This window comes from Streptomyces chrestomyceticus JCM 4735 (assembly GCF_003865135.1).
GTDB classification, from domain to species: domain Bacteria; phylum Actinomycetota; class Actinomycetes; order Streptomycetales; family Streptomycetaceae; genus Streptomyces; species Streptomyces chrestomyceticus.
In genome coordinates this window covers 809280-831420 of the sequence record NZ_BHZC01000001.1, presented here as the reverse complement: position 1 = coordinate 831420, position 22141 = coordinate 809280, and the positions used below count along the sequence as shown (strand labels likewise).

18 protein-coding genes are annotated in these 22141 nt (G+C 72.1%); 10 read left to right on the top strand and 8 right to left on the bottom strand.

The genetic code is table 11. The features are described 5' to 3' along the window. Positions 1-36: 36 nt before the first annotated feature. The 4 genes from EJG53_RS03510 to EJG53_RS03495 all read right to left on the bottom strand — a co-directional run bounded on the left by EJG53_RS03510 (position 37) and on the right by EJG53_RS03495 (position 3402). A complete protein-coding gene (locus EJG53_RS03510; protein WP_125043540.1) occupies positions 37-732 on the bottom strand; it encodes a class I SAM-dependent methyltransferase in 696 nt (231 codons plus the stop codon). A gap of 77 nt (positions 733-809) precedes the next feature. Continuing rightward, positions 810-1646 (bottom strand): AraC family transcriptional regulator, encoded by an 837-nt coding sequence (locus EJG53_RS03505; RefSeq protein ID WP_167515040.1) that lies wholly within the window; start codon positions 1644-1646, stop codon positions 810-812. A gap of 51 nt (positions 1647-1697) precedes the next feature. Continuing rightward, positions 1698-2297 carry a hypothetical protein gene (locus EJG53_RS03500; RefSeq protein ID WP_125043539.1) on the bottom strand — a complete coding sequence of 200 codons (600 nt, stop codon included), beginning with the start codon at positions 2295-2297 and terminating at the stop codon, positions 1698-1700. Positions 2298-2436: 139 nt separating this feature from the next. After that, on the bottom strand, positions 2437-3402 hold the full coding sequence (locus EJG53_RS03495; protein ID WP_167515039.1) for a GNAT family N-acetyltransferase: 966 nt from the start codon (positions 3400-3402) through the stop codon (positions 2437-2439). Between the two features lie 291 nt (positions 3403-3693). Between EJG53_RS03495 and EJG53_RS03490 the strand changes: the two genes are divergently transcribed. Together EJG53_RS03490 and EJG53_RS03485 are read left to right on the top strand one after the other, a co-directional pair. Further along, positions 3694-4359 (top strand): phosphoribosyltransferase, encoded by a 666-nt coding sequence (locus EJG53_RS03490; RefSeq protein WP_125043537.1) that lies wholly within the window; start codon positions 3694-3696, stop codon positions 4357-4359. A gap of 134 nt (positions 4360-4493) precedes the next feature. Next, on the top strand, positions 4494-5393 hold the full coding sequence (locus tag EJG53_RS03485) for an aminoglycoside phosphotransferase family protein (RefSeq protein WP_125043536.1): 900 nt from the start codon (positions 4494-4496) through the stop codon (positions 5391-5393). Between the two features lie 455 nt (positions 5394-5848). On the opposite strand, the gene EJG53_RS03475 is transcribed toward EJG53_RS03485, so the two are convergent. After that, positions 5849-6316, bottom strand: coding sequence for a hypothetical protein (locus EJG53_RS03475; protein ID WP_125043535.1), 468 nt, complete (start codon positions 6314-6316; stop codon positions 5849-5851). Between the two features lie 301 nt (positions 6317-6617). Here EJG53_RS03475 and EJG53_RS03470 point away from each other — a divergent pair, with 301 nt between their 5' ends. The 4 genes from EJG53_RS03470 to EJG53_RS03455 all read left to right on the top strand — a co-directional run bounded on the left by EJG53_RS03470 (position 6618) and on the right by EJG53_RS03455 (position 11476). Next, positions 6618-7568, top strand: a complete 951-nt coding sequence (locus tag EJG53_RS03470) for a GlxA family transcriptional regulator (RefSeq protein ID WP_125043534.1) — start codon at positions 6618-6620, stop codon at positions 7566-7568. 140 nt (positions 7569-7708) lie between these two features. Next, positions 7709-7939 (top strand): hypothetical protein, encoded by a 231-nt coding sequence (locus EJG53_RS03465; protein WP_125043533.1) that lies wholly within the window; start codon positions 7709-7711, stop codon positions 7937-7939. 54 nt (positions 7940-7993) lie between these two features. Further along, the gene (locus EJG53_RS03460) at positions 7994-9679 is read left to right on the top strand and encodes a glycoside hydrolase family 13 protein (protein WP_125043532.1); all 1686 of its coding nucleotides are present in this window, start codon (positions 7994-7996) and stop codon (positions 9677-9679) included. A 159-nt stretch (positions 9680-9838) separates the two neighbouring features. Further along, positions 9839-11476: a carboxylesterase/lipase family protein gene (locus tag EJG53_RS03455; protein WP_125043531.1), complete on the top strand. Its 1638-nt coding sequence runs from the start codon at positions 9839-9841 to the stop codon at positions 11474-11476. A gap of 53 nt (positions 11477-11529) precedes the next feature. On the opposite strand, the gene EJG53_RS03450 is transcribed toward EJG53_RS03455, so the two are convergent. Further along, entirely contained in the window at positions 11530-13920 is a 2391-nt protein-coding gene (locus EJG53_RS03450) for an ATP-binding cassette domain-containing protein (protein WP_125049129.1), read from the bottom strand. A 247-nt stretch (positions 13921-14167) separates the two neighbouring features. Here EJG53_RS03450 and EJG53_RS03445 point away from each other — a divergent pair, with 247 nt between their 5' ends. Next, the gene (locus tag EJG53_RS03445) at positions 14168-15301 is read left to right on the top strand and encodes an amidase domain-containing protein (protein WP_244954957.1); all 1134 of its coding nucleotides are present in this window, start codon (positions 14168-14170) and stop codon (positions 15299-15301) included. A 139-nt stretch (positions 15302-15440) separates the two neighbouring features. Further along, positions 15441-16712: a polysaccharide deacetylase family protein gene (locus EJG53_RS03440; RefSeq protein ID WP_125043530.1), complete on the top strand. Its 1272-nt coding sequence runs from the start codon at positions 15441-15443 to the stop codon at positions 16710-16712. A gap of 105 nt (positions 16713-16817) precedes the next feature. Here the strand turns inward: EJG53_RS03440 and EJG53_RS03435 are convergent, their stop codons facing one another. Both EJG53_RS03435 and EJG53_RS03430 read right to left on the bottom strand, forming a co-directional pair. Then, the gene (locus EJG53_RS03435) at positions 16818-18863 is read right to left on the bottom strand and encodes a transglycosylase domain-containing protein (protein WP_125043529.1); all 2046 of its coding nucleotides are present in this window, start codon (positions 18861-18863) and stop codon (positions 16818-16820) included. A 451-nt stretch (positions 18864-19314) separates the two neighbouring features. Further along, positions 19315-19842, bottom strand: a complete 528-nt coding sequence (locus tag EJG53_RS03430; protein WP_125043528.1) for a hypothetical protein — start codon at positions 19840-19842, stop codon at positions 19315-19317. Between the two features lie 170 nt (positions 19843-20012). Between EJG53_RS03430 and EJG53_RS03425 the strand changes: the two genes are divergently transcribed. Further along, positions 20013-20666: a response regulator transcription factor gene (locus EJG53_RS03425; RefSeq protein WP_125043527.1), complete on the top strand. Its 654-nt coding sequence runs from the start codon at positions 20013-20015 to the stop codon at positions 20664-20666. A gap of 13 nt (positions 20667-20679) precedes the next feature. Beyond that, positions 20680-21975, top strand: coding sequence for a sensor histidine kinase (locus EJG53_RS03420; RefSeq protein WP_244954956.1), 1296 nt, complete (start codon positions 20680-20682; stop codon positions 21973-21975). Positions 21976-22141: the final 166 nt, after the last annotated feature.

The window sequence follows — 22141 nt, the reverse complement described above, 5'->3', positions numbered from 1 at the left end:
ACCGCTGCCGTCGGTGACCGCAATGACGATTACCTGTCACATCCGGACATCGCCGTGGCCGTGCGGGCGGTGCCGCCAGACGAGCGTGTACCGCCAGAACAGCCGACGGCGGAGGCGGGCGCCGGGCAGGATGCGGCGGGCCTCGCGGGCGATGGCGGGGAAGCTGGTGTCCGCAGGGCGGGTCACGGCGGTCATCGCGACCGGCCGGGGTGCGGGCGACGTGCGGCCGCGGTTCCTGCGCCAACCGATGGCGGCGTTGAGCGGGGCGGACACGGCGGCGAGCAGGTGGTCCACGGGCGTCTGCTGACGGGCCAGCCCGACGACGACCAGGGTGCCGCCGGGAGCCAGGTGGTCGCGGAAGGCGGCGAGCGCGTCGGCGAGCGGCAGGTGGTGGAGGACGGCGACGCAGGTGATGACGTCGTAGGAGCCGCCCGGGATTCCGGTGGGCGCGTCGGCGACCGTGAAGGTCACGCCGGCCGCGTTCGCGGGCGGAGTCAGCTCCCGCGCCCGGGCGACGATCGCCGGGTCGGAGTCGATGCCGTGCACCGTGGTGGCACGGGCGGCCAGCAGCCTGACCAGGACACCGCTGCCGGATCCGACGTCCAGGGCACTGTCGAAGCGCCGGGGGAGCTGCCGCAGGATCCACGGGTGGAAGTGGGCGTTGTGGTCCCAGGGATGCGCGGCGTTGAACAGGTCGAGTGCTTGGAGGAGGCGGGGCAGCAGCGACGTCATGCGGTCAGTTCATCAGAACGGGCCCGTTGGGCACGCCGATTGCCGCCGGCCGTCACCGGTCGCCGTCGGACGGCCCGTCACGCGCGGCGAAAGGTGCCGGGTGTGACGCCGTACACGCGCTGGAACCAGCGGCTGAAGTGCGCCTGGTCGGCGAAGCCGGTGGCCGCGGCCGCGTCGGCCGGCGCGGCACCGGATCTGAGCAGCGTACGCGCGTGCCGCAGGCGCAACTGCCGCTGGTAGTCGCTCGGCGCGAGACCGAACTCGGCGCGGAAGGCACGGTAGAGCGCGAACCGGCTGCATCCGGCGGCCGCCGCAAGCTGCTCCGCGGTCATCGGCTCCAGGAGCGCCTCGTCCAGCAGGTCCCTGGCCCGGTGGGCCGCCTGGCGGCGGGCGCGGTCGGTCGGTGTCCGGGCCCGTACGGGGGACGCCGTCCTGGACGCGCCGCGGCGGGCCATGGCGGTGACGGCGGCGGTCAGGCGCTCGTCGCGGACCAGTGGATTCGCCGCGCCGACGAGCGCGGCGTGCAGCCGGGCGAGGGCGTCGGTGAGCGCCCGGTCGGTCAGTACGGGGTCGGGGAAGAGGGGCAGCGCGTCGGTGCGGCCCTCGGTGGCGTCGCTGATCATGTCGCTGACCACGGACGGGCCGATGTGCATGATCCGGTACCGGTACCCGAGGTCGGCCGCCGCCCAGCCGTCGTGCACCTCGTCCGGGTTGAAGGCCATCACCATGCCGGCGCCGCTGGTGTGGGTGCCGCCCCGGCAGTGGAAGCTCTGGGCGCCGGCGTCGGTGATGCCGAAGGAGTAACTGTGGTGGCTGTGCGGTGGGTAGACGTGGTCGAAGAAGTGCGCGTGCATGGCCTCCACGGGGCGGTCGCCGTCGCGCCAGTACCGCACCCAGCCGTCGGCGGTGGTCATGCCGACATTATGAAAGGCGCACCGGCGCTCCGGACCGGTGGGGCCGCCGCCTCAGGTTCGTGCGCGCAAGGAGGGCACGGCCGAGGCCCGGGAGACGCCGGTCCGCCACAGCGGGGCGTAGGAGAGCAGCAGCAGTACGGCGCCGAGCGGGATCAGGTCCTTGAAGGCGGAGGTGAGCAGGGAGGTGGCGAGGACGAGGACCGGCGCCCACGGGGCGAGGGCACGCAAGGCGGCCAGCCGGCCGGTGAGCAGCAACTGGCCCACGAAGAAGAGCAGCGGGCCGACGAGGTAGAAGGCGAACTCGACGCCCGGTACGGACTGGAAGTCGCCCGTCAGCTCGGCCATCTCCGTATGACTGCCCGCCATCAGGCCCGTCGTGATGTCGACGCTGAACTGGACCGCGAGCGCGACGACACCAGCGCCGCCGGTCCAGAACCCCGCCGAGGACCACAGGTCACTTCCCGCCGCCTTCCGCATGGCGGCAAACCCCTGGGCGAAGAAGACGAGACCGGCAAGAAAGCACAGATGCCCGGTCGTCCAGGCGAGTCCCGGCCCCTTGACGCCGTCGAGCCCGTCGAGGAGACGGATCACTCCGTAGGCGCCGAACAGGAGGGGACCCCAGAGAAGCGAGCGCTGTGCTGTTGTCGTCATGCTCCAAGGGTGGTGACGCCGGACCGCGCCTTCATCCGGGACCTCCCTGGTTGTACCCCGTCCTACCCCAAGGGTGGACTGGGGGTCGGTCGGGGAGAGGGACGACATGTCGCGTGGTCCCGCCCGGTACCGGACCGGCTCAGCTCCACGTCATCTTGATCTCACGCTGGAAGTTGCGGTAACCGGCCCGCCGGAAGGCGTTCGCCATCGGGACGTTGCCGAGGTCGGTGGCGGCCCGGATACGGGGGACGTGCTGCTCGGCGAGGACGCGGGTGCCCTCGGCGAGGATGTCGTCGATGTAGCCGTTGCCGCGGTGCGCGGGCAGGACCGCGATATAGGCGATGATCGGGTTGTAGGCATTGCGGGCCGGGATGACGAAGCCCACCGGCTCGCCCCCGGGCAGGGTCGCGACGCGCCACCAGTCCCGGGGACTCGGGTAGCGCGCCAGCTCGTCCTCGTAGTGCTCGACGGCCGCTTCGTGCACGGACATCCGGGCCAGGTCGGCGCGGCTGTGGGCATCCAGCGTCCCCTCCAGGGCCGACGCCATCAGGGCCACGAGTTCCTCGCCGTCGTGGACCGGCCGGAAAGCGAGGCGCTTTCCGGGGTCGGGGAGCGCCTCGCTTTCCGGGCGCCACTCCAGGCGCAGCCTTTCGACGAAGAGCCGGGCACCGGTCCGTTCCAGTACGGCCATGCGGTCCTCGACGGCCTGCCTGGTCGCCGGGTCCTCACGCCAGTGCGGCGGGACGAAGCGGCTGTACTCAACAGGGCCGCCGTCAGCGGGACGTGGCCCGTCCGGGAGCGTGGCGGCCATCGCGGTACGCAGCAGCCGCACTCCGATGTCCACGGCGTCGTCGCGTTCCGTGGCACCGTCTTCGACGTCGACGATGTCCAGGAGCTGCGGTGTGGCGTCGGCCGGCCGGCCCCACCAGGCCACTCTGGCCAGCAGGCGCTCACCGCGCAGGGCGACCCACATCCATTCCGGGCGTCGGCGGCCGGCGGCGAGGTCGTCCGCCAATTCGTCGTCGAGGACGTACGGCAGACGGCAGAAGAGGTCGAGTTCGTCGCGCCCGGTGATCGGGCGCACGGTCAGGTCGTTCGTAGGCACGGTCGGGGCACACTCCGGTGAAGGCTGAAGGCGTTCGTCCGCTCCGGTGCCGGACGCGGTCCGTACCCCCGGGAGGACGCAATCGCGACGATCATGGGGATCACGGGCTTGTCCCTCCTTCCGGTGTCGTGTCCCCGCACCCTTCATGGCGAGGACCAGCGGTACTGTCTAACCGGCCGAAGCCCTGCTCGCAAACGCTTTTGATCACCCTGCCGGCAGGCAGAGGCGGCTTGTCCCGGTCGCCGCGGTACGCACCGGAGCACCCTCGACGCCCGAGGACGAGGAGCACGTATGCGCTTCACCGACCGCCGGCACGCAGGCCGGGCTCTCGCCCGGTGGCTGCGCGCGCCGACCGACACCGCGCCATGGCCGTACGGCGCCGCCGACCCGCTCGTCCTGGCCCTGCCGCGCGGTGGTGTGCCGGTGGCCGCCGGGGTCGCCCAGGAGTTCCGGGCGCCGCTCGACGTACTGGTGGCCCGCAAGATCGGCGCACCCGGTTCGCCCGAGACCGGCATCGGCGCCCTCGTCGGCGAGGAACGGCCCGTCTTCGACCAGCGGGCCCTGCGGTTCCTGGGCCTGGCCGAGGACGGGCTCGCGTCCTCCGTCGCGCGCGAACGCGCCGAGCTGCGCCGGCGGGAGGACCTCTACCGCGAGGGCCGCCCCGAGCCCCGCATCACCGGGCGGGCCGTACTCCTCGTCGACGACGGCCTGGCGACCGGCCTGACCGCCCTCGCGGCCCTGCGGCACCTGCGCCGTCGGCGGCCCGCGCATCTGGCGCTCGCCGCGCCGGTCGGTTCCCGCGACGCCGTCAGGGAACTGTCGGGGGAGGCCGACCGCGTGCTCGTCCTGCACCAGCCGGACCACTTCCGTGCGGTGGGTGAGTGGTACGACGACTTCGACCAGGTCGGTGACGACGAGGTGATCGCTGTGCTGCGCGCCGCGTCCTCCGCGCCCTGAGAGGAGCGCGTACGCGGTACGTATCCGGGCAATACGTACGCGGCGCCCGGAAAACCGGTCGCCGCGGTGGCCGCGGTGGAGTGAGATGGCCCGGACCGCCCGCCGGCCGAGCGGGCCGACAGCAGGAGCCGCATGTGGCGACCGGGCCGTCCGACGACTTCCGCCCCGCCATCACCACCCCCTTGGTCGCCCGCCTGATCGCGGCGCAGTTCCCGCAGTGGGCGGGGCTGCCGCTGACCCGGGTCGACCCGGCGGGTTCGGACCACGTGATCCACCGGCTGGGTACGGAGCTGTCCGTACGACTGCCCCGTCACGCCGACGCCGTCGGGCAGGCCCGGAAGGAAGCCGCCTGGCTGCCCCGGCTCGCCCCGCACCTGTCGCTGGCCGTCCCGGTCCCGGTGGCGGTGGGGGAGCCGGGCCCCGGTTTCCCGTGGCCCTGGGCGGTGACCCGCTGGCTGGACGGTGAGGTGGCGACCGTCGGCGCGCTGGCCGGCTCGCACCGGGCCGCCGTCGAACTGGCGGAATTCCTGGCCGCTTTGCAGCGCTTCGCGCCACCGGACGGCCCGGCCGACGAGGCCCGCGCGTACCTCACCGCCGGATCGCTGGCCGATCGGGACCACGCCACGCGCGCCGCCATCGCACGGACGGGCGCCGCGTTCGACGCCGCGGCCATGACGGACCTGTGGGACGCGGCGCTCGCGGCCCCCGCCTGGGGCCGGCCTCCCGTCTGGTTCCACGGCGACTTCCACACCGGCAATCTGCTGACCGTCGACGGCCGCCTCGGCGCGGTCCTCGACTTCGGCGAACTGGGCGTCGGCGACCCGGCCCGCGACCTGGTCATCGCCTTCACCCTGCTGTCCGCCGACACCCGGGCCGTCTTCCGTTCGGCCCTCGGCGCCGACGACGCCACCTGGCTCCGGGGCCGCGGCTGGGCTCTGGCCACCGGCCTGAACGCCTACGTCGCGTACGCCGCCACCGAGCCCCGGGTCGCCGCGCAGACAACGCGTCAGATCACCGCGGCTCTGGTCGGCTAGGGCGTGTCTTTTGGTTCAGCCTGGAGCAGCCCGCGGCGCCTGGTGCGGTGCATCGCAAGGCGGAGCATTGCCCTCGGACTGGGTGTCCGTGGGTGATGCGACAACGCCGCGAGGTGCCGTGCCAGGCGTCGCGGGCCCAGGATGATCCGAAAGACGCGCCCTAGCCGCGTTGGCGCCGGGAGGCTGCCCCGGCGCTCCCGTAGCGCGTGTCAGGAGTCGTACGGCCAGCAGCCCGCCGACGCCCGGAAGCAGGGACAGGCCCACGGCCGGGGCGGAGCGTCGCGGATCGCGCGCGGTGGCGACGACGGTGAAGAGGTAGGCGCAGCCGTGGACGGGGCCGGTCAGGGAGGAGACGGCAGGCAGGTGTACGGTCGCGAGATTGGCCAACAGGGCGACGAGTGAGACGAGTTCGACGGCGGCGGCGATACGGAGAAGCTGTCTGTCACGGCGCACGGTCACGCTCCCGTGGTGGAGCCGGGGCGAATGATCATGAGGACGGTCACCGCGGCCCAGAGCAGGTTGAAGACGCCGGTCAGCATCGCGAGCCGTGCGGTGGCGGCACGCTCCACCGGGCCCCCGGCACCGTGGAGCCGGTCGAGCAGCCCCTCCTGTCCGGGGAGGATCAGCAGTGCGAGCAGACCGGCCGCGGCGGCGGTGAGCACGATCGAGACGATCAGCCAGGCGTCACCGAGGACACCCAGGCTGCTCGCGGTCGCGAAGCCGAAGACCGGTACGGCCAGGCCGAGGCCCGCGTAGACGCGGCAGACGCGGTGCAGCAGCCGGGCCCCGGAGAGCCCGGCGGCGTCCGGACCGGAGCCCTGGGCGCGGCGTACCGCCGCGGGGAACATGCTGGCCGCCACGGTCACCGGGCCGATGGCGACGATCGCGGCCAGGACGTGCACGGCGAGGAGGAACTTCGTCACCGGCGCGCTCCGCACCGGACGGGCGGCGCTGCCGGGGGAGCGACGGCGGGGTGGGACGGGACGACAGGCATGGAACGGGTGCTTCTTTCTTCCGGTGGGTGGGAGGGAGGGCGGCGGGCGGCTCCTGCGCCGCCCCGGGATCTTGCAGCGTCAGGCTAGGCCGGGCCCGCGGAGTCCCCCATGGGCTGGAATGACAATTTCCAACGGGTTCCCGCCACCCGTGCCTGGCTGCGCTCAAGCCCCTCGTACCCGTGTGAACTGGCCGTTCGTGGACGGCGGGTTCTCGTTTACCGTGTCCTCCATGCATACGGTGGCGGTACTGGCGCTGGACCATGTGGTGGCGGGCGATCTGGCAACCCCGATCGAGGTGTTCGGGCGCGCCCGGCTGGCGGACGGGCGCCGCCCGTACCGGGTCCAGGTCTGCGCCCCCCGGCCCCAGGTCGCCACCGAGACCTTCACGCTCGTCGCCCCGCACGGCCTGGAGGTGCTCCGGGAGGCGGACACGGTCGTCGTGCCGGGCTGCTCCGAGGACGCCGCGCCCCCGGGCACGGAGGTGCTCGACGCCCTTCGCGCGGCAGCGGCCGCCGGCACCCGCCTCGTCTCCATCTGCACGGGCGCGTTCATCCTCGCCGCGGCCGGTCTGCTGGACGGGCTGCGCGCGACCACGCACTGGGTGGCGGCGGACCGGCTGGCCGAGCGGTTCCCGCGCGTGGACGTGCGGCCGGACGTGCTGTACGTGGACAACGGCCAGATCCTGACCTCGGCCGGGGCCGCCGCCGGAATGGACCTGTGCCTGCACATCATCCGGCGGGACCTCGGCTCGGCGGTCGCGGCCGACTCGGCCCGGCTGTCGGTCATGCCGCTGGAACGGGAGGGCGGGCAGGCGCAGTTCATCGTGCAGGCCACGCCGCCCGTACCGCAGGGCTCGCTGCTGGAGCCGGTGCTGGCGTGGATCGAGGACCATCTCGCCCAGGACCTGACGCTCGCGGAGATGGCCGCCCGCAGCAGGCTGAGCGAGCGGACGTTCAGCCGCCGTTTCCGGGAGCAGACCGGCACCACTCCGCTGCAATGGCTGCTACGGGCCCGGGTGCGGCGCGCGCAGTTCCTGCTGGAGACCACCGACCACGGCGTCGAACGCATCGCATCCCAGGCCGGTTTCGGCTCGCCCACCGCGTTCCGCGAACGGTTCAAGCGCGTCGTCGGCGTCACACCGCAGTCCTACCGTTCCGCGTTCCGCTCCCGCGCGTCCTGAGGAGCCGCCCGTTCGAGGTGGCCCGCGCCACCCCGTCGGACCGGACCGCGCCGGCCGCGCTCGATTCCGTCGCCTGCGCCGGTGAGCAAGCCGGTGAGCAACTGGTCCGTCACCGACATCGAGTCATGCACGGACGCGGCGTGGGAACATGTCTCCTCACGGCCGTCGAGACCGTATGCACCACCACCGAGCTGTTCACCTCGACCAACGTCTCCCACCACCCCGTACAGCACCTGCCGCGACGCGCCGGCCGGTGCCCGGTGGGCCTGCTCCACGGGCTCCGCGAGGAAGATCCCGAACTCTTCCACCTCTACCCGAGTACGCGACTTTCCGCAGTCGCCGGCACCGGGGGCCGCCGTACCACCAGGTGAGTACGTGTCTCCGGGGGCTCCTTCCTTCCGTACCACGAACCGAAAGGCAGCCACGTGACCGCACAGCACTCCGCCGCAGGCACCGGAAACGCCGGCCGCGACAGCCGTGACTGGTGGCGGCAGGCCGTCGTCTACCAGGTCTACCCGCGCAGCTTCGCCGACTCCGACGGCGACGGCGTCGGCGACCTGCCCGGCGTGACCTCCCGGCTCGGCCACCTCGCCGGACTGGGGGTGGACGCCGTCTGGCTCAGCCCCTTCTACCCCTCCCCGCTCGCCGACGGCGGCTACGACGTCGCCGACTACCGCGACGTCGACCCGCGCCTGGGCACCCTCGCCGACTTCGACACGCTGGCCGGCGAGGCACACCGGCTGGGCCTGAAGGTCATGGTCGACATCGTGCCCAACCACTCCTCGGACCAGCACGCCTGGTTCCAGGAGGCACTCCGCTCCGCCCCTGGATCGGCCGCACGGGACCGGTACGTCTTCCGCCAGGGCAAGGGCGAGCACGGCGAACTGCCGCCCACCGACTGGATCTCCTGCTTCGGCGGGCCCGCCTGGACCCGGCTGCCCGACGGCTGGTGGTACCTCCACCTCTTCGCCCCGCAGCAGCCCGACTTCAACTGGGACCACCCCGAGGTGCGCGCCGAGTTCCGTACGACGCTGCGCTTCTGGGCCGACCGAGGGGTGGACGGCTTCCGCGTCGACGTGGCCCACGGCCTGGCCAAGGACCTGGCCGCGCCACTCCGCGACATCGGCAGCGTCGAGGCGTACGAACCGGACGACCTGCCCGAGGACGGCAGCCACCCCTTCTGGGACCGGGACGAGGTGCACGAGATCTTCCGCGACTGGCGCACCGTCTTCGACGAGTACGACCCGCCGCGCATCGCGGTCGCCGAGGCATGGGTACGCAACTCCCGCCGCTCCGCCTACGCCACTCCGCAAGAACTCGGCCAAGCCTTCAACTTCGACTTCCTGACGGCGTCCCTGCACGCCGGCGAGGTACGCGCGTCCATCGACACCGCGCTCACCGACGCCCGCGCGGCAGGAGCCACCGCGACCTGGGTGCTCTCCAACCACGACGTGATCCGGCACGCCTCCCGGCACGGCCTGCCGGACGGCTGCGACGAGGAGGCGTGGCTGCTGTCCGACGGCCGGGCGCCCGCCCTCGACCGCGCGTACGGGCTGCGCCGGGCGCTCGCCGCGACCCTGCTGATGCTGGCGCTGCCCGGCGCGGCCTACCTCTACCAGGGCGAAGAACTCGGCCTGCCCGAGGTCGCCGACCTCGACCGCGCCGACCTCCAGGACCCGGTGTGGACCCGCAGCCAGGGCCGGTCGAAGGGCCGGGACGGCTGCCGGGTGCCGCTGCCCTGGCGGCGCGACGGCAACTCGTACGGCTTCGGCAGCGGCGGGTCCTGGCTGCCGCAGCCGCCGTACTGGGGCGAACTCTCCGTCGAGGCGCAGGAAGGCGACCCGGCCACGCCCCTGGAGCTGTACCGCGCCGCCCTGCGCCTGCGCCGCGAACTGCTCGCCGACGAGACCCTGGAATGGGTCGGCGGCCCGGCCGTGGTCGCCGAAGGGCTGCTGCACTTCCGCCGCTCGGGCGGCTGGCACTGCCTGACGAACCTGTCCGGCACCCCACAGCCGCTGCCTGACGGCACCTTGCTCCTGTCCTCCGCGCCCGTCACGGGCGACCGGCTGCCGCCGTGGACGACGGCCTGGGTACGGGGAGCGACGGACTGAACCCAGCGGATGGCGGGCACACCGGGGCTCCGCCGGGCGGGACGTGGGCGTCCGGCCGAGCCCGGCCGTGTCCGTCGGAGCACCGCCGCCGTTTCCTCCACGACCGGTGCGCGCCGCGCGGCCGCGCGGCCCGGCGCCGCTTCTGGGAGGAGACCGCTGATGAGGAGTCGCGGAGGGCCGAAGAGGAGGGCCGGGGCCACGGTGCTCGTGGCGTTCCTGTGCGCGGGGAGCGCGGCTCCGGCCGCACCCGCCGGCGCGCGGCCGGAGCCGGGCGCCGGGCAGGACCGCGTCACCGTACGGACCGACACCGGCCTGGTGCGGGGCTTCCGGACCGCCCGGCACCGGACCTTCCAGGGCATCCCGTACGCCGGACCGCCCGAAGGCGCCTACCGCTGGGCGGCTCCGCGCCCGGTGGCACCGTGGCGCGGGGTCCGGGACGCCACCCGGCCCGGGCCGCTGTGTCCGCAGGTCCCGTCCCCGTACGCGCAGGTTTCCAGCGAGGAGGAGGACTGCCTGGTCCTCAACGTCACCGCGCCCGCCCGCGTACGGGAGCGCGCACCCGTACTGGTGTGGATCCACGGGGACGGCTCGGTCGGCGGCGGCAGCTTCTTCGACGCGCGCCGGCTCGCGGACCGCGGCCTGGTGGTCGTCACGGTCAACTACCGGCTGGGGGTCTTCGGCGGCTTCGCCCACCCGGGCCTCAAGGGCTCGGGGACCTTCGCCCTCCAGGACCAGCAGGCCGCGCTGCGCTGGGTACGGCGCAACGCGGGCGTCTTCGGCGGTGACGCGGGGAACGTGACGGTGGCGGGTTCCTCGTACGGTGCCTCGGCCATCACCGGGCACCTCACCTCGCCGGGCGCCCGGGGGCTGTTCCACCGGGCCGCGCTGTCCAGCGGCGAGGGCATGATGGACATGCCCGCCGGGACCATGGGGCCCGGCGTCCCCGGTTATCCGTGGTTCGTCTGGCGCCCGGCCCGGGAGATGGAGGCGATCAGCGCGGAGATGACCGCCCCGCTCGGCTGCGCGGCACCCGATCCCGCACGGACCCTGCGGTGTCTGCGGGCCCTGCCGGTCAAGAAAATCCTCAAGGTGCCGTACATCATGAACGCCTTCCAAGCGTTCGGATACGGCAACGCGACACTGCCGGAACTCCCGCCGAACGCCCTGCGCGCGGGTCGTTTCCACCGGGTACCGGTGCTTTCCGGGGCGACCCGCGACGAACACCGGACGTTCGTGGGCATGCAGTACGACGCCGTCAACAAGCCCTTTACGCAAGAGAATTACCGGCAGGCTCTCGCGACCGCGTTCGGCGAGCGGGCGGGCCGGGTGCGTGCGCGGTACCCGCTGACGGAATTCCCTTCACCGGCCATCGCGTGGTCCGCGGTCGTCACCGACCGGATGTGGGCCAGGGGGACGTACGCGCAGCACACGGCCCTGGCCCGGCGCGTACCGACCTACGCCTACGAGTTCGCCGACCGGAACGCCCCCATGTACCTCCCCCTGCCGGGCCGTTTCGACTTCGGCGCCTATCACGCGGGCGATACGCCTTATCTGTTCGAGGAGGAGGCCGCGCAGCGGCGTTTCACCGCTGCGCAGCGATGGCTTTCGGACGTCATGACGGACCACTGGGCGGCTTTCGCGCGCACCGGGACGCCCAATGGGCCCCGGCTGCCGATGTGGCGCCCGTACCGGAACGCCGACGCGCGTCCGTACACCCATTCCCTGGCGACCGACCGGATCGCACCGGTCGATTACGCGGGGGAGCACACCCTGGAATTCTGGCGCCGGTTTCCGTGAAGTGACGCGCTTCGGGCCCGGTCCTCGGTCTTCGGCCCCGGCCGGCCGCCCGGTCAGGCGCCGACGTACGCCGCCAGGTGCTCGCCCGTGAGGGTGGAGCGGGCCGCCACGAGATCGGCGGGCGTCCCCTCGAAGACGACCCGGCCGCCGTCGTGGCCGGCGCCCGGGCCCAGGTCGACGATCCAGTCGGCGTGCGCCATGACCGCCTGGTGATGCTCGACGACGATCACCGACTTGCCGGAGTCCACGAGCCGGTCGAGCAGCCCGAGCAACTGCTCGACATCGGCGAGGTGCAGCCCGGCGGTCGGCTCGTCGAGGACGTACACGCCGCCCTTCTCGGCCATGTGCGTGGCGAGCTTGAGCCGCTGCCGCTCGCCGCCGGACAGCGTGGTCAGCGGCTGGCCGAGGCTGAGGTAACCGAGCCCGACGTCCGCGAGCCGGCCGAGGATGCGGTGGGCCGCCGGGGTCCGGGCCTCGCCGTCACCGAAGAACTCCGCGGCCTCGGTCACCGGCATCGCGAGCACCTCGCTGATGTCGCGGCCGCCGAGGCGGTACTCCAGCACCGACGGCTGGTAGCGCTTGCCCTCGCACTCCTCGCAGGTGGAGGCGGTGCCGGCCATCATCGCCAGGTCGGTGTAGACGACCCCGGCACCGTTGCAGTGCGGGCAGGCGCCCTCGGAGTTGGCGCTGAACAGCGCCGGCTTCACCCCGTTGGCCTTCGCGAACGCCTTGCGGACCGGGTCGAGCAGCCCGGTGTACGTCGCCGGGTTGCTCCGCCGCGAACCGCGGATCGGCGCCTGGTCGACCGACACCACCCCCGCGCCGGGCGGCAGCGAGCCGTGCACGAGCGAACTCTTGCCGGAGCCCGCCACGCCGGTCACCACGCACAGCACCCCGAGCGGCAGGTCCACGTCGACGTTCCGCAGGTTGTGCTTGGTGGCGCCGCGGATCTCCAGGACGCCGGTGGGCTTGCGCACCGTCTCCTTGAGGACGGCCCGGTCGTCGAAGTGGCGGCCGGTGACGGTGCCACTGGCCCGCAGTCCCTCGACGGTGCCCTCGAAACAGACCGTGCCGCCCGCCGTACCCGCGCCGGGGCCCAGGTCGACGACGTGGTCGGCGATGGCGATGGTCTCCGGCTTGTGCTCCACGACGAGCACCGTGTTGCCCTTGTTCCGCAGCCGCAGCAGCAGGTTGTTCATCCGCTGGATGTCGTGCGGGTGCAGCCCGGTGGTGGGTTCGTCGAAGACGTACGTGGTGTCGGTGAGCGACGAGCCGAGGTGGCGGATCATCTTGACGCGCTGGGCCTCACCGCCCGACAGGGTGCCCGACGGCCGGTCGAGCGAGAGGTAGCCGAGGCCGATCTCCACGAACGAGTCGAGGGTGTGCCCGAGGGTGGTGAGCAGCGGGGCCACCGAGGGTTCGGTGACGCCGCGTACCCAGGCGGCCAGGTCGCTGATCTGCATCGCGCAGGCGTCGGCGATGCTGGTCCCGTCGATCAGCGACGACCGGGCCGCCTCGCTGAGCCGGGTGCCGTCGCACTCGGGACACGTCTGGAAGGTGACCGCCCGGTCCACGAACTCCCGGATGTGCGGCTGCATCGCCTCCCGGTCCTTGGCCAGGAACGACTTCTGGATCTTGGGGATCAGCCCCTCGTAGGTGAGGTTCACCCCCTCGACCTTGACCTTCGTCGGCTCCCGGTGGAGGAAGTCCCGCATCTCCTTCTCCGTGAAGTCGCGGATCGGCTTGTGCGGGTCCAGCAGGCCCGACTCGGCGTAGACCCGTACCGTCCAGAAGCTGTCCGACTTCCAGCCGGGGATGGTGAACGCGCCCTCGGCGAGCGACTTCGTGTCGTCGTAGAGCTGGGTGAGGTCGATGTCGGAGACCGTGCCCCGGCCCTCGCAGCGCGGGCACATGCCGCCGGTCCGGCTGAAGGTGGCCTTCACCGCCTTCTTGCTGCCCCGTTCGACGGTGATCGCGCCGCTGGCCCGGACCGAGGGGACGTTGAAGGCGAACGCGCCGGGCGAGCCGATGTGCGGCTGCCCGAGCCGGCTGAAGAGGATGCGCAGCATCGCGTTGGCGTCGGTGACGGTGCCGACGGTGGAGCGCGGGTCGGCGCCCAGCCGCTGCTGGTCGACGACGATCGCGGTGGTCAGCCCGTCCAGCACGTCCACCTCGGGCCGGGACAGCGTCGGCATGAAGCCCTGCACGAAGGCGCTGTACGTCTCGTTGATCATCCGCTGCGACTCGGCGGCGATGGTGTGGAACACCAGCGAACTCTTGCCCGAACCGGAGACCCCGGTGAACACCGTCAGCCGGCGCTTCGGGAGCTCGATGCTGACGTCCTTGAGGTTGTTCTCCCGCGCGCCGTGCACGCGGATCAGGTCGTGGCTGTCGGCGACGTGCGGCGCAGGGGACTGCGGGTCCGGTCGTACGGCCTTGCTCATCGGGTCTCCCTCGTTCACGAAGTCCGCCTGCGCGGTCTCTCCGGTGCGGACGGTGCCGTCCACGGCCATGACGCTAGCCGGGGACGGGGGCCGGCGCTTCTCGATTCGTGATCGATCCGGCGGGCCGCGCGGGGCCCCGGCGGGCGGTGGGCGCGGCCTTCTTCGGACCAGTGATCCACTGTTGGGCTTTTTGTGCAAAGATTCGCTGCCCGGCCCGGGGTGGGCCGGGGTGACAAGGGGAAAATTCGTGACATCAACGATCCTCAGATCCGCCGTCGGCACGGTGCTCACCGTGGCCGCGGTGGCCGTGTGCCTGCCTGCTTCGTCCGCCGCCGCGGCGCCGCGGACCGCCACCGCGGACCAGGCGACGACGCAGACCTTCAGCCGCACCGCCGACGCCGTACTGACCCGGCGGACGGCGGCGCTGCTCGACAACCGCTCGGGCCGAATAGCCGAGCTGCCCCGCAAGCAGGTGCGCCTGTCGGCGCGCCTGGCGCGGGCCGAGGACGCCGGGGCGTCCTCGCTGCGGGCCCGCAAGAAGCGGCTCGCCGACCTGGGCGAGGCGTACACCGGCGCCGACACCCGCGTCACCGTGGACAGCACCCGGCTCACCGGCCGGCACGCCACGGTGGAGGTCACCGAGAGCACCACGCTCACCTACAAGAAGATCCGCGGTGACGAGCCGGCCACCACCGGCTTCAAGGCCCGTCACGAGATGGACTTCACCGCGGTCCCGGGCGGCACCTGGGAGCTGACCGGGATCAGGTCCCGCGACGAGGGCCCCGGCGCCATCAACGCCCCCACCCTGCGGGCGGCGACGGTCGCGGACGACGGCAACCCCATGCCCAGCGCGCCCCGCGCCGACATCTCGCGGCCCTTGCGCCCGTCGCCCCGCAAGGAGCTGACCGGCGGTCTCGACTACGCCGCGATGGCCGCGTACTCGGAGAAGTACTGGCGGAACTACAACCCCGAGTACCGCAAGTTCAACGCGGCCGGCGGCGACTGCACGAACTTCCTCAGCCAGGCCCTGAAGGCGGGCGGCTGGAAGACGGAGGGCGGCTCGGCCTCGGACTACCGCAAGTGGTGGTACGACGCGAACCACCAGTCCGACAGTTGGGTGGGGGCCAACGAGTGGTCCTGGTACGCGCTGAACTCCAAGCGCGTGACGAGCCTGTCGAACGTCTACCAGATGGACGTCGGCGATGTCATGCAGATGGACTTCGACGGGGACGGGTCCAAGGACCACTCCATGATGACCACGTACCGCAGCAGTTACGGCGTGCCGTACCTGACGTACCACTCGACCAACACCTACCGGAAGTCGGTGGCGAGCATCATCGCGTCCTACCCGGACTCGGTGTACTACGCCTACCGCACCTGACGGCAGGCCGCGGGCCCGGCGGACCGGCCGGGCCCGCGGTGTGCGGTGTGACGCAATTGGGCGCCGGGGCTGATGAGCGGCATGACTCCTCTGTGATACTTGGGCCAGAACACGTGTTTTGGTGCCAGGGGGTAGGGAAATGTCGAAGAAGAGCGTGCTCGGCGCGCCGGCTCTGGTCACCGTGGCGGCTCTCGCCCTCGGCCTGACGGCCTGCGGCCCCGACGACCAGGGCGGGGACACCAAGGCGGCGCCGACGCAGGACGCCGCCCAGCCGCGGCCGGCCCCGCCGGAGGGTGGCGCGGGCAAGGAGACACCGAAGCCGAAGCCCGAGGAGAAGTGGGACGGCAAGGTCAAGGTGCTCGGGGACGGCTCGACGTCGTACACCGGGCCCCAGCCGAACCAGCCCAAGCCCACGAAGCTCAAGCCCGGCGAGAAGCCGCCGCAGTTCGTGGTGTTCTCCTGGGACGGCGCGCTGGAGGGCGACGACCATCTCTTCTCGCATTTCCGGGAGGTGGCCAAGGAGAACAACGCCAAGATGACGTTCTTCCTCACCGGCACCTATCTCCTGCCGAAATCGAAGGCGACGATGTACAAGCCGCCGCAGCACAAACCGGGCGCCTCGGCGATTTCGTACGCCACCGACGAACACATCAAGGACACCCTGCGCCAGCTCCGGGGCGCGTGGCTGGACGGCAACGAGATCGGCACCCACTTCAACGGCCATTTCTGCGGGGCCAAGGGCGGCGGCGACTGGAGCGTCGCGGAGTGGAAGAGCGAGATCGACCAGGCGTATTCCTTCGTCCAGAACTGGAAGACGAACACCGGCTACACGAACCTGCCGCCGCTGCCCTTCGACTACAAGAAGGAGCTGGTGGGCGGGCGTGCGCCGTGCCTGGAGGGCCAGGAGAACCTGCTCGCCGCGGCCAAGGACTACAAATGGCGCTACGACGCCAGTTCGCCCGGCGACTTCCAGATATGGCCGTCGAAGAAGAACGGCATATGGAACTTCCCGCTGCAACTGCTGCCGTATCCGCAGAGCGAGAAGCAGGTCCTGTCCATGGACTTCAACTTCCTGTACAACCAGTCCGGTGACAACACCAAGGGCGACCCGGCGAAGTACGCGCAGTGGCGGAAGCTGACCCGGGACGGTTACCTCAACGGATTCAACCGCGTCTACCACGGGAGCCGGGCGCCGCTGTTCATCGGCAACCACTTCGAGGACTGGAACGGCGGCATCTACATGAAAGCCATCGAAGACCTCGTGAAGGCGGTCTGCAAACGGGACGGGGTGCGCTGCGTCACCTTCAAGCAGGTCGCCGACTGGCTGGACGCCCAGGACCCCGCGGTCCTGGAGCGGATGCGCGGGCTCGACCCGGCGCAGATCACGGACTGGTCGTCGGTGGTGAAGTAGCCCGGCGACGGCGACGGCCGACGGTACACCGGGAGCACGCGAAAGCCCCCGGCCCGCGGTCCCGGGAACAGGGACGCGGGCCGGGGGCTTTCCCGGTCTGCGCCCCTACCGGGTGGCGGTCATGTAGCGCGTCCAGATGTCGGTCGGGTACGAACTGCCGACCGCGCCCTTCGCCCGGCCGCCGATGCCGTCCAGCGGCAGCAGCTCCTGGCTCTTGGGGTCGATGCGGGCGAGCGAGACGGCGGTCGACACGGTGCCCCGGTAGCCGACGAACCAGGCCGACTTGTTGTCCTGCTCGGTGCCCGTCTTGCCGGCCGCTCCCGGGCCCGCCGCCTTCGCCGCGGTGGCCGAGCCCCGGCTGACGGCCTCGCGCAGCGCGTCGTCCACGGCGCCCGCCACGTCCTGCGGCAGCACCTGCGCGGCGGCCGGCTTCTCGACCGGCACGTCGCTGCCGTTGCGCATGAGCTTGCCGACCGAGTACGGCTCGCTGTGCTTGCCCCGGCCCGCGAACGTCGCGTACGCGTCGGCCATACGGATCGCGCTGGGCGTGGCGGTGCCCAGGGCGAAGGACGGCAGCTTCTCGCCGAGGCTGCTCTCCAGCAGCCCGGTCTGCACCCCCACCTTGCCGACCCGCTCCAGGCCCACGTCCATGCCCAACTGCATGATGCTGCTGTTGACGGACTGCGCGACCGCGCTCTTCAGGGGAATCCTGCCCCAGGACTTCCCGCCGTCGTTCTCCGCCTTGGCGATCCTTCCGGCACGGTCCCAGTACGGGCCCTCCGGCGTCCGCAGCGTGATCTTGTTGTTGCCGTCGTAGACCGTGGCCGGCGTGACCGGGGTACGGGGCTTGCCGCGCTCGCGCTCGACGCCGTCGCGCAGCGCCGCCGCGTAGACGAACGGCGTGAAGGCGCTGCCCGCCGGCACCACCGAGGAGTTGGCGTCGTTGAAGCCCTGCTTGAGGTAGTCGGGACCGCCGTACAGGGCCACGATCCGCCCGTCCGTGGTCACCGAGGCCGCGCCGATCCGCGCGTGGCGGTCGGCGGCGCGGCGGCCCGGGTCGAGCTTGGCCCGTACGGACTCGACGGCCCGGGTCAGCGCGGCCATCCGGGGGGCTTCGAAGGTGGTGTGGATCTGGTAGCCGCCGAGGGCGAACTCCTTCTCGGAGATGTCGGTGTGCGCGCCGACGTAGGCCCGGGCGGTCTCCACGAGGTAGCCGTTCTGGCCGGTCAGCCCGGCGGGCTTGGGCGGGGCCTGCGGCTCGGGGAAGCGGGTGTAGCGGGCCCGCTCCTCGGGCGAGAGCTTGCCGATGGCCACCATCCGGTCGAGCACCCAGTTCCAGCGCTCCACCGCGCGCTTGCGGGGCTCGGCGCCGAGCGCCGGGTCGTACAGCGCGGCGCCTTTGAGGAGCGAGGCGAGGAACGCGCCCTCGCTGGCGTTGAGCTGGGCGGCGTCCTTGCCGTAGTAGGCGTGCGCGGCACGCTGGATGCCGTAGGTGCCGCGCCCGAACCAGCTCGTGTTCAGATAGCGTTCGAGGATCTCGTCCTTGGTCATCTTGTTGTCGAGCTTGATCGCGATGAACATCTCGCTGAGCTTGCGGGTGAAGGTCTGGTCCTGGTTGAGGTACGCGTTCTTCACGTACTGCTGGGTGATGGTGGAGCCGCCCTGGGTGTCGCCCCCGGTGACCATCCGGGTCACGGCCCGCACCATGCCGCTGGGCGAGATGCCGCTGTCGGAGTAGAACGTCTCGTTCTCGGCGGCGAGCGCGGCCCAGCGGACGTGTTCGGGGACGGCGTCGAGCGGTGTGTCCTGCCGGTTGATGTCGCCGGTACGGGCCATCTCGGTGCCGTCGGCCCAGTAGTAGACGTTGTCCTGCTGGGTGGCGAACGCGTTGAGGTCGGCGGGTATCTCGGTGCGTGCGTACATGATCGCCAGAAGGATGGCCAGGGCGCCGAAGCAGGATCCGCCCAGTCCCAGCGTCTGGCGCCAGGACGGCACCCAGCGCCGGAAGCCGGTGCGCCCCGGGCGCGGGTAGGCCGGGCGGCGGAGCCGGAGTCTGCGGCGGTTCGCGGCCCACCACCGGTTGAGGACGGACCAGCGGCCGCCCGCGGCGGCGGTGGTCCGGGCGTGTGCCCCTTTTCGACGTTCGATCACCGCTCGACCCTATGGGATTACTCCCCGTACGAATGTTCTGCTCTGCCACGAAAACGTTACGTTTCCCTGGCGCGGGGGCGACGCGGCGACGGTTTCGATGGTGGAGCCGCCGGCCGGCCGCGGTGCGGTACGGCTGGCCGGCGGCGGGGCGGACCGCCGGAGACCGGGGTGCGGCGCCCCGGCCGGTCGTCGTGCGCACGGGGGACGGCCGGGGCGGCCGCGTGGTCTCCGGCGGCCCTGGGGGAGGCCATGGAATTCGGCGGCCGCCGGGCCCGGTGGACCGAATGGAGCGGTTATTCGAACAACGGCCGGAATTCCTGGGCGTGGTGCGAATCTTCCATGATGCCGGGTGTGCGGTTACGCCGCGGTTACAGGCCGGATTCCATGGAATAGGGGCATACCGAGAATGTCCAACCGCCCAATGGAGGCGGTTGGACGTACTGCCGGAAGGTCAGAACTCGGAAGGCAGACTCGGTGCCTTGGGCGCTGCCGGGCAGTCCTCGGTGCAGGTGAAACCGAGCTGCGGAGTCTCGGGCGTCACCGCCGTGGGCTCCTTCGGCAGGCTGCTGTTCTCGGGCAGTTTCGACGCGCAGGCCTTGGCCGCGGCCCGGTACGCCTTGGAGACCGGGTTGATGTTGCCGCCGGCCTTGAGCTGGAGCTGCCCGTTCTCCTTGATGGTGATCCCCGGGAAGTCCTTGATCCCGTTGTCCTTCATGCACTGCGTGAACGCCTCGGCCTGCCGCTCCCGCGTCGCCGAGTCCCCGGTGGCCGCCTTGCCCGTACCGGCCGAAGCGGACGTCGAGGACGCTGCCTGCGCCGCACCGGCGACGGACTGCGACGAGGCGGCCGGGGCCGCGGACGACGAGGTCTGGAGCACCAGGGCGGTCCCGCCGGCCGCCAGTGCCGCGACGAGCAGCGGTACGGCGAACAGCCTGCGCTTCCTGCGGGGTGGTGTTTCTTCTTCGGACGGTGCCGACATGTCAACTCCTCTGGGACGCTGGATGTCTGGAAGCCAGTTCAGCAACCGGGCGGTTACCGCGGCGGAACATCGGGTGTTAGGCGTCTGTAACCCCCGATCAGCCCTTACACCGCGGTAACCGCCCACCGTGCAAGATCACAGACAACGGTGCCGAAGCGACGGTGGGGGCCATGCGGATTCTGGTGGTGGAGGATCATCGCGATCTCGCGGAGACGCTGGCCGCGGGCCTGCGCCGGGAAGGCATGGCGGTCGACGTCGTCCTGGACGGGACGGCCGCGCTGGAGCGCACCGCCGTCAACCGGTACGAGGTCGTCGTCCTCGACCGCGACCTGCCCGGTCTGCACGGCGACGAGGTGTGCCAGACGCTGATCACCGAGGGCTACCCGGCGCGGGTGCTGATGCTGACCGCCGCCGCCACGATCGAGGACCGGGTCGAGGGCCTGACCAGCGGCGCCGACGACTACCTGCCCAAGCCGTTCGCCTTCGCCGAACTGGTCGCCCGGATCCGGGCCCTGAGCCGCCGCAGCCAGCCCGCGCTGCCGCCGGTGCTGTGCCACGCCGACCTCAAGCTGGACCCGGGCAAGCGCACCGCGCAGCGCGCGGGCACCCGGCTCGACCTCAGCCCCAAGGAGTTCGCGGTGCTCGAACTGCTGCTGGCGGCCGGCGGGCGGGTGGTCTCCGCCGAGGAGTTGCTGGAGCGGGCCTGGGACGAGGCCGCCGACCCGTTCACCAACACGGTCAAGGTGACCGTGAGCCGGCTGCGGCGCAAGCTGGGCGACCCGCCGCTCATCGAGACCGTCGCCCAGGCCGGTTATCGGATCTGAGGGGAGGCCGGGGATGCGCCGCACACTCCGCCCGGTCCGCCGTACGTCCGGCGGACGCCCGTCCGGCGACCCGAAGCGGGGCCGGTCGGCGCCCGGCCGGTCCGCCGACGGCCGCCCCCCTTCCGGCCGTCCCGCCTCCGGCCCCTTCGCCAAGGTCCGCTGGACCATCCGGCTCCGCCTGACCCTCCTGTACGGGGCGCTCTTCCTGGTCACCGGGGTGCTGCTGCTCACCGTGGTCTACCTGCTGGTGGCCGGCCGCCCGCCGTGGGCCGGTGTCGAGCCGCCCGCCCCGCCGGCCGCGTCCGTGACCCCCAGCGGCCTCGGCCTCGGCGCCGACGTACCGGCGCCGACCGTGGACCTGGAGCAGCAGCTCCAACAGCAGCGCAGCGACTACCTGGAGAAGCTGCTCACCTCCTCCGGGATCGCGCTGGTCCTGCTGACCTTCCTGTCGGTGTGGCTGGGCTGGCTGATGGCCGGCCGGGCGCTGCGGCCGCTGCGCACCATGGCGGACACCGCGAAGGAGATCTCGGCCAACGACCTGCACCGGCGGCTGGGCGCCCCCGGACCGTCCGACGAGATCAAGGACCTGGCCGACACGTTCGACGCGCTGCTCGACCACCTGGAGGGCGCCTTCGAGGCGCAGCGCAGGTTCGTCGCCAACGCCTCCCACGAGCTGCGCACCCCGCTCACCTTCGAACGCAGCCTGCTGGAGATCACCCTCGCCGACCCGGACGCGAGCGCCGCCGAACTGCGGGAGACGTGCGTCCGCGTGCTGGGCAGCAACGCCCGGCAGGAGAAGCTGATCGAGGCGCTGCTGACGCTGGCGCGCAGCCAGCGCGGGCTGGACCGGCGGGTGCCGGTGGAGCTGGCGGCGCTGGCCGCCGACCACCTGGACCGGCCGCGGGACACCGACGGCCCGGCCGGGGTGCGGATCGGCGGCGAGCTGGCGCCGGCCGCCGTGCTGGGCGACCCGCCGCTGGTCGAGCGCCTGATCATCAACCTGGTCGACAACGCGGTCCGGCACAACGTGCCCGGCGGACAGGTACGGGTGCGGACGGGCCTGTGCGCGGGCCGACCGGCGCTGAGCGTCCGCAACACCGGGCCCGAAGTCCTCCCGTCCCAGCTCGAACTGATCTTCCAGCCGTTCCAGCGGCTGCGCGCGACCCGGCTCGGCGGCCACGACGGCCAGGGCATCGGCCTGTCCATCGTCGCCGCCATCGCGGCCGCCCACGACGCGGATCTGCACGCCGAGGCGCTGCCGGAAGGCGGTCTCGAAATCCGGGTCGAATTCCCGCCCGTAGTCCACTGAGGCCGCAGGGAATTCCCCTTCTTCTGGACGTCAATATTCCGCTGCCTGGACAGTGCGCGGGCCCGACGCGTTACGGGTATGTTCGCCGCAAGAGCTGCCGCCGCGCGCCCCGGATAACGGTGTGGCGCGCGGCGTTGTAATTCTTCGGGGGGAGCTCGGCGTGCGC

Coding starts and splice junctions, on each gene's coding strand:
- EJG53_RS03510 (WP_125043540.1), bottom strand. CDS start 732: ATGACGTCGCTGCTGCCCCGCCTCCTCCAAGCACTCGACCTGTTCAAC.
- EJG53_RS03505 (WP_167515040.1), bottom strand. CDS start 1,646: ATGACCACCGCCGACGGCTGGGTGCGGTACTGGCGCGACGGCGACCGC.
- EJG53_RS03500 (WP_125043539.1), bottom strand. CDS start 2,297: ATGACGACAACAGCACAGCGCTCGCTTCTCTGGGGTCCCCTCCTGTTC.
- EJG53_RS03490 (WP_125043537.1), top strand. CDS start 3,694: ATGCGCTTCACCGACCGCCGGCACGCAGGCCGGGCTCTCGCCCGGTGG.
- EJG53_RS03470 (WP_125043534.1), top strand. CDS start 6,618: ATGCATACGGTGGCGGTACTGGCGCTGGACCATGTGGTGGCGGGCGAT.
- EJG53_RS03455 (WP_125043531.1), top strand. CDS start 9,839: ATGAGGAGTCGCGGAGGGCCGAAGAGGAGGGCCGGGGCCACGGTGCTC.
- EJG53_RS03450 (WP_125049129.1), bottom strand. CDS start 13,920: ATGAGCAAGGCCGTACGACCGGACCCGCAGTCCCCTGCGCCGCACGTC.
- EJG53_RS03440 (WP_125043530.1), top strand. CDS start 15,441: ATGTCGAAGAAGAGCGTGCTCGGCGCGCCGGCTCTGGTCACCGTGGCG.
- EJG53_RS03430 (WP_125043528.1), bottom strand. CDS start 19,842: ATGTCGGCACCGTCCGAAGAAGAAACACCACCCCGCAGGAAGCGCAGG.
- EJG53_RS03425 (WP_125043527.1), top strand. CDS start 20,013: ATGCGGATTCTGGTGGTGGAGGATCATCGCGATCTCGCGGAGACGCTG.
- EJG53_RS03420 (WP_244954956.1), top strand. CDS start 20,680: ATGCGCCGCACACTCCGCCCGGTCCGCCGTACGTCCGGCGGACGCCCG.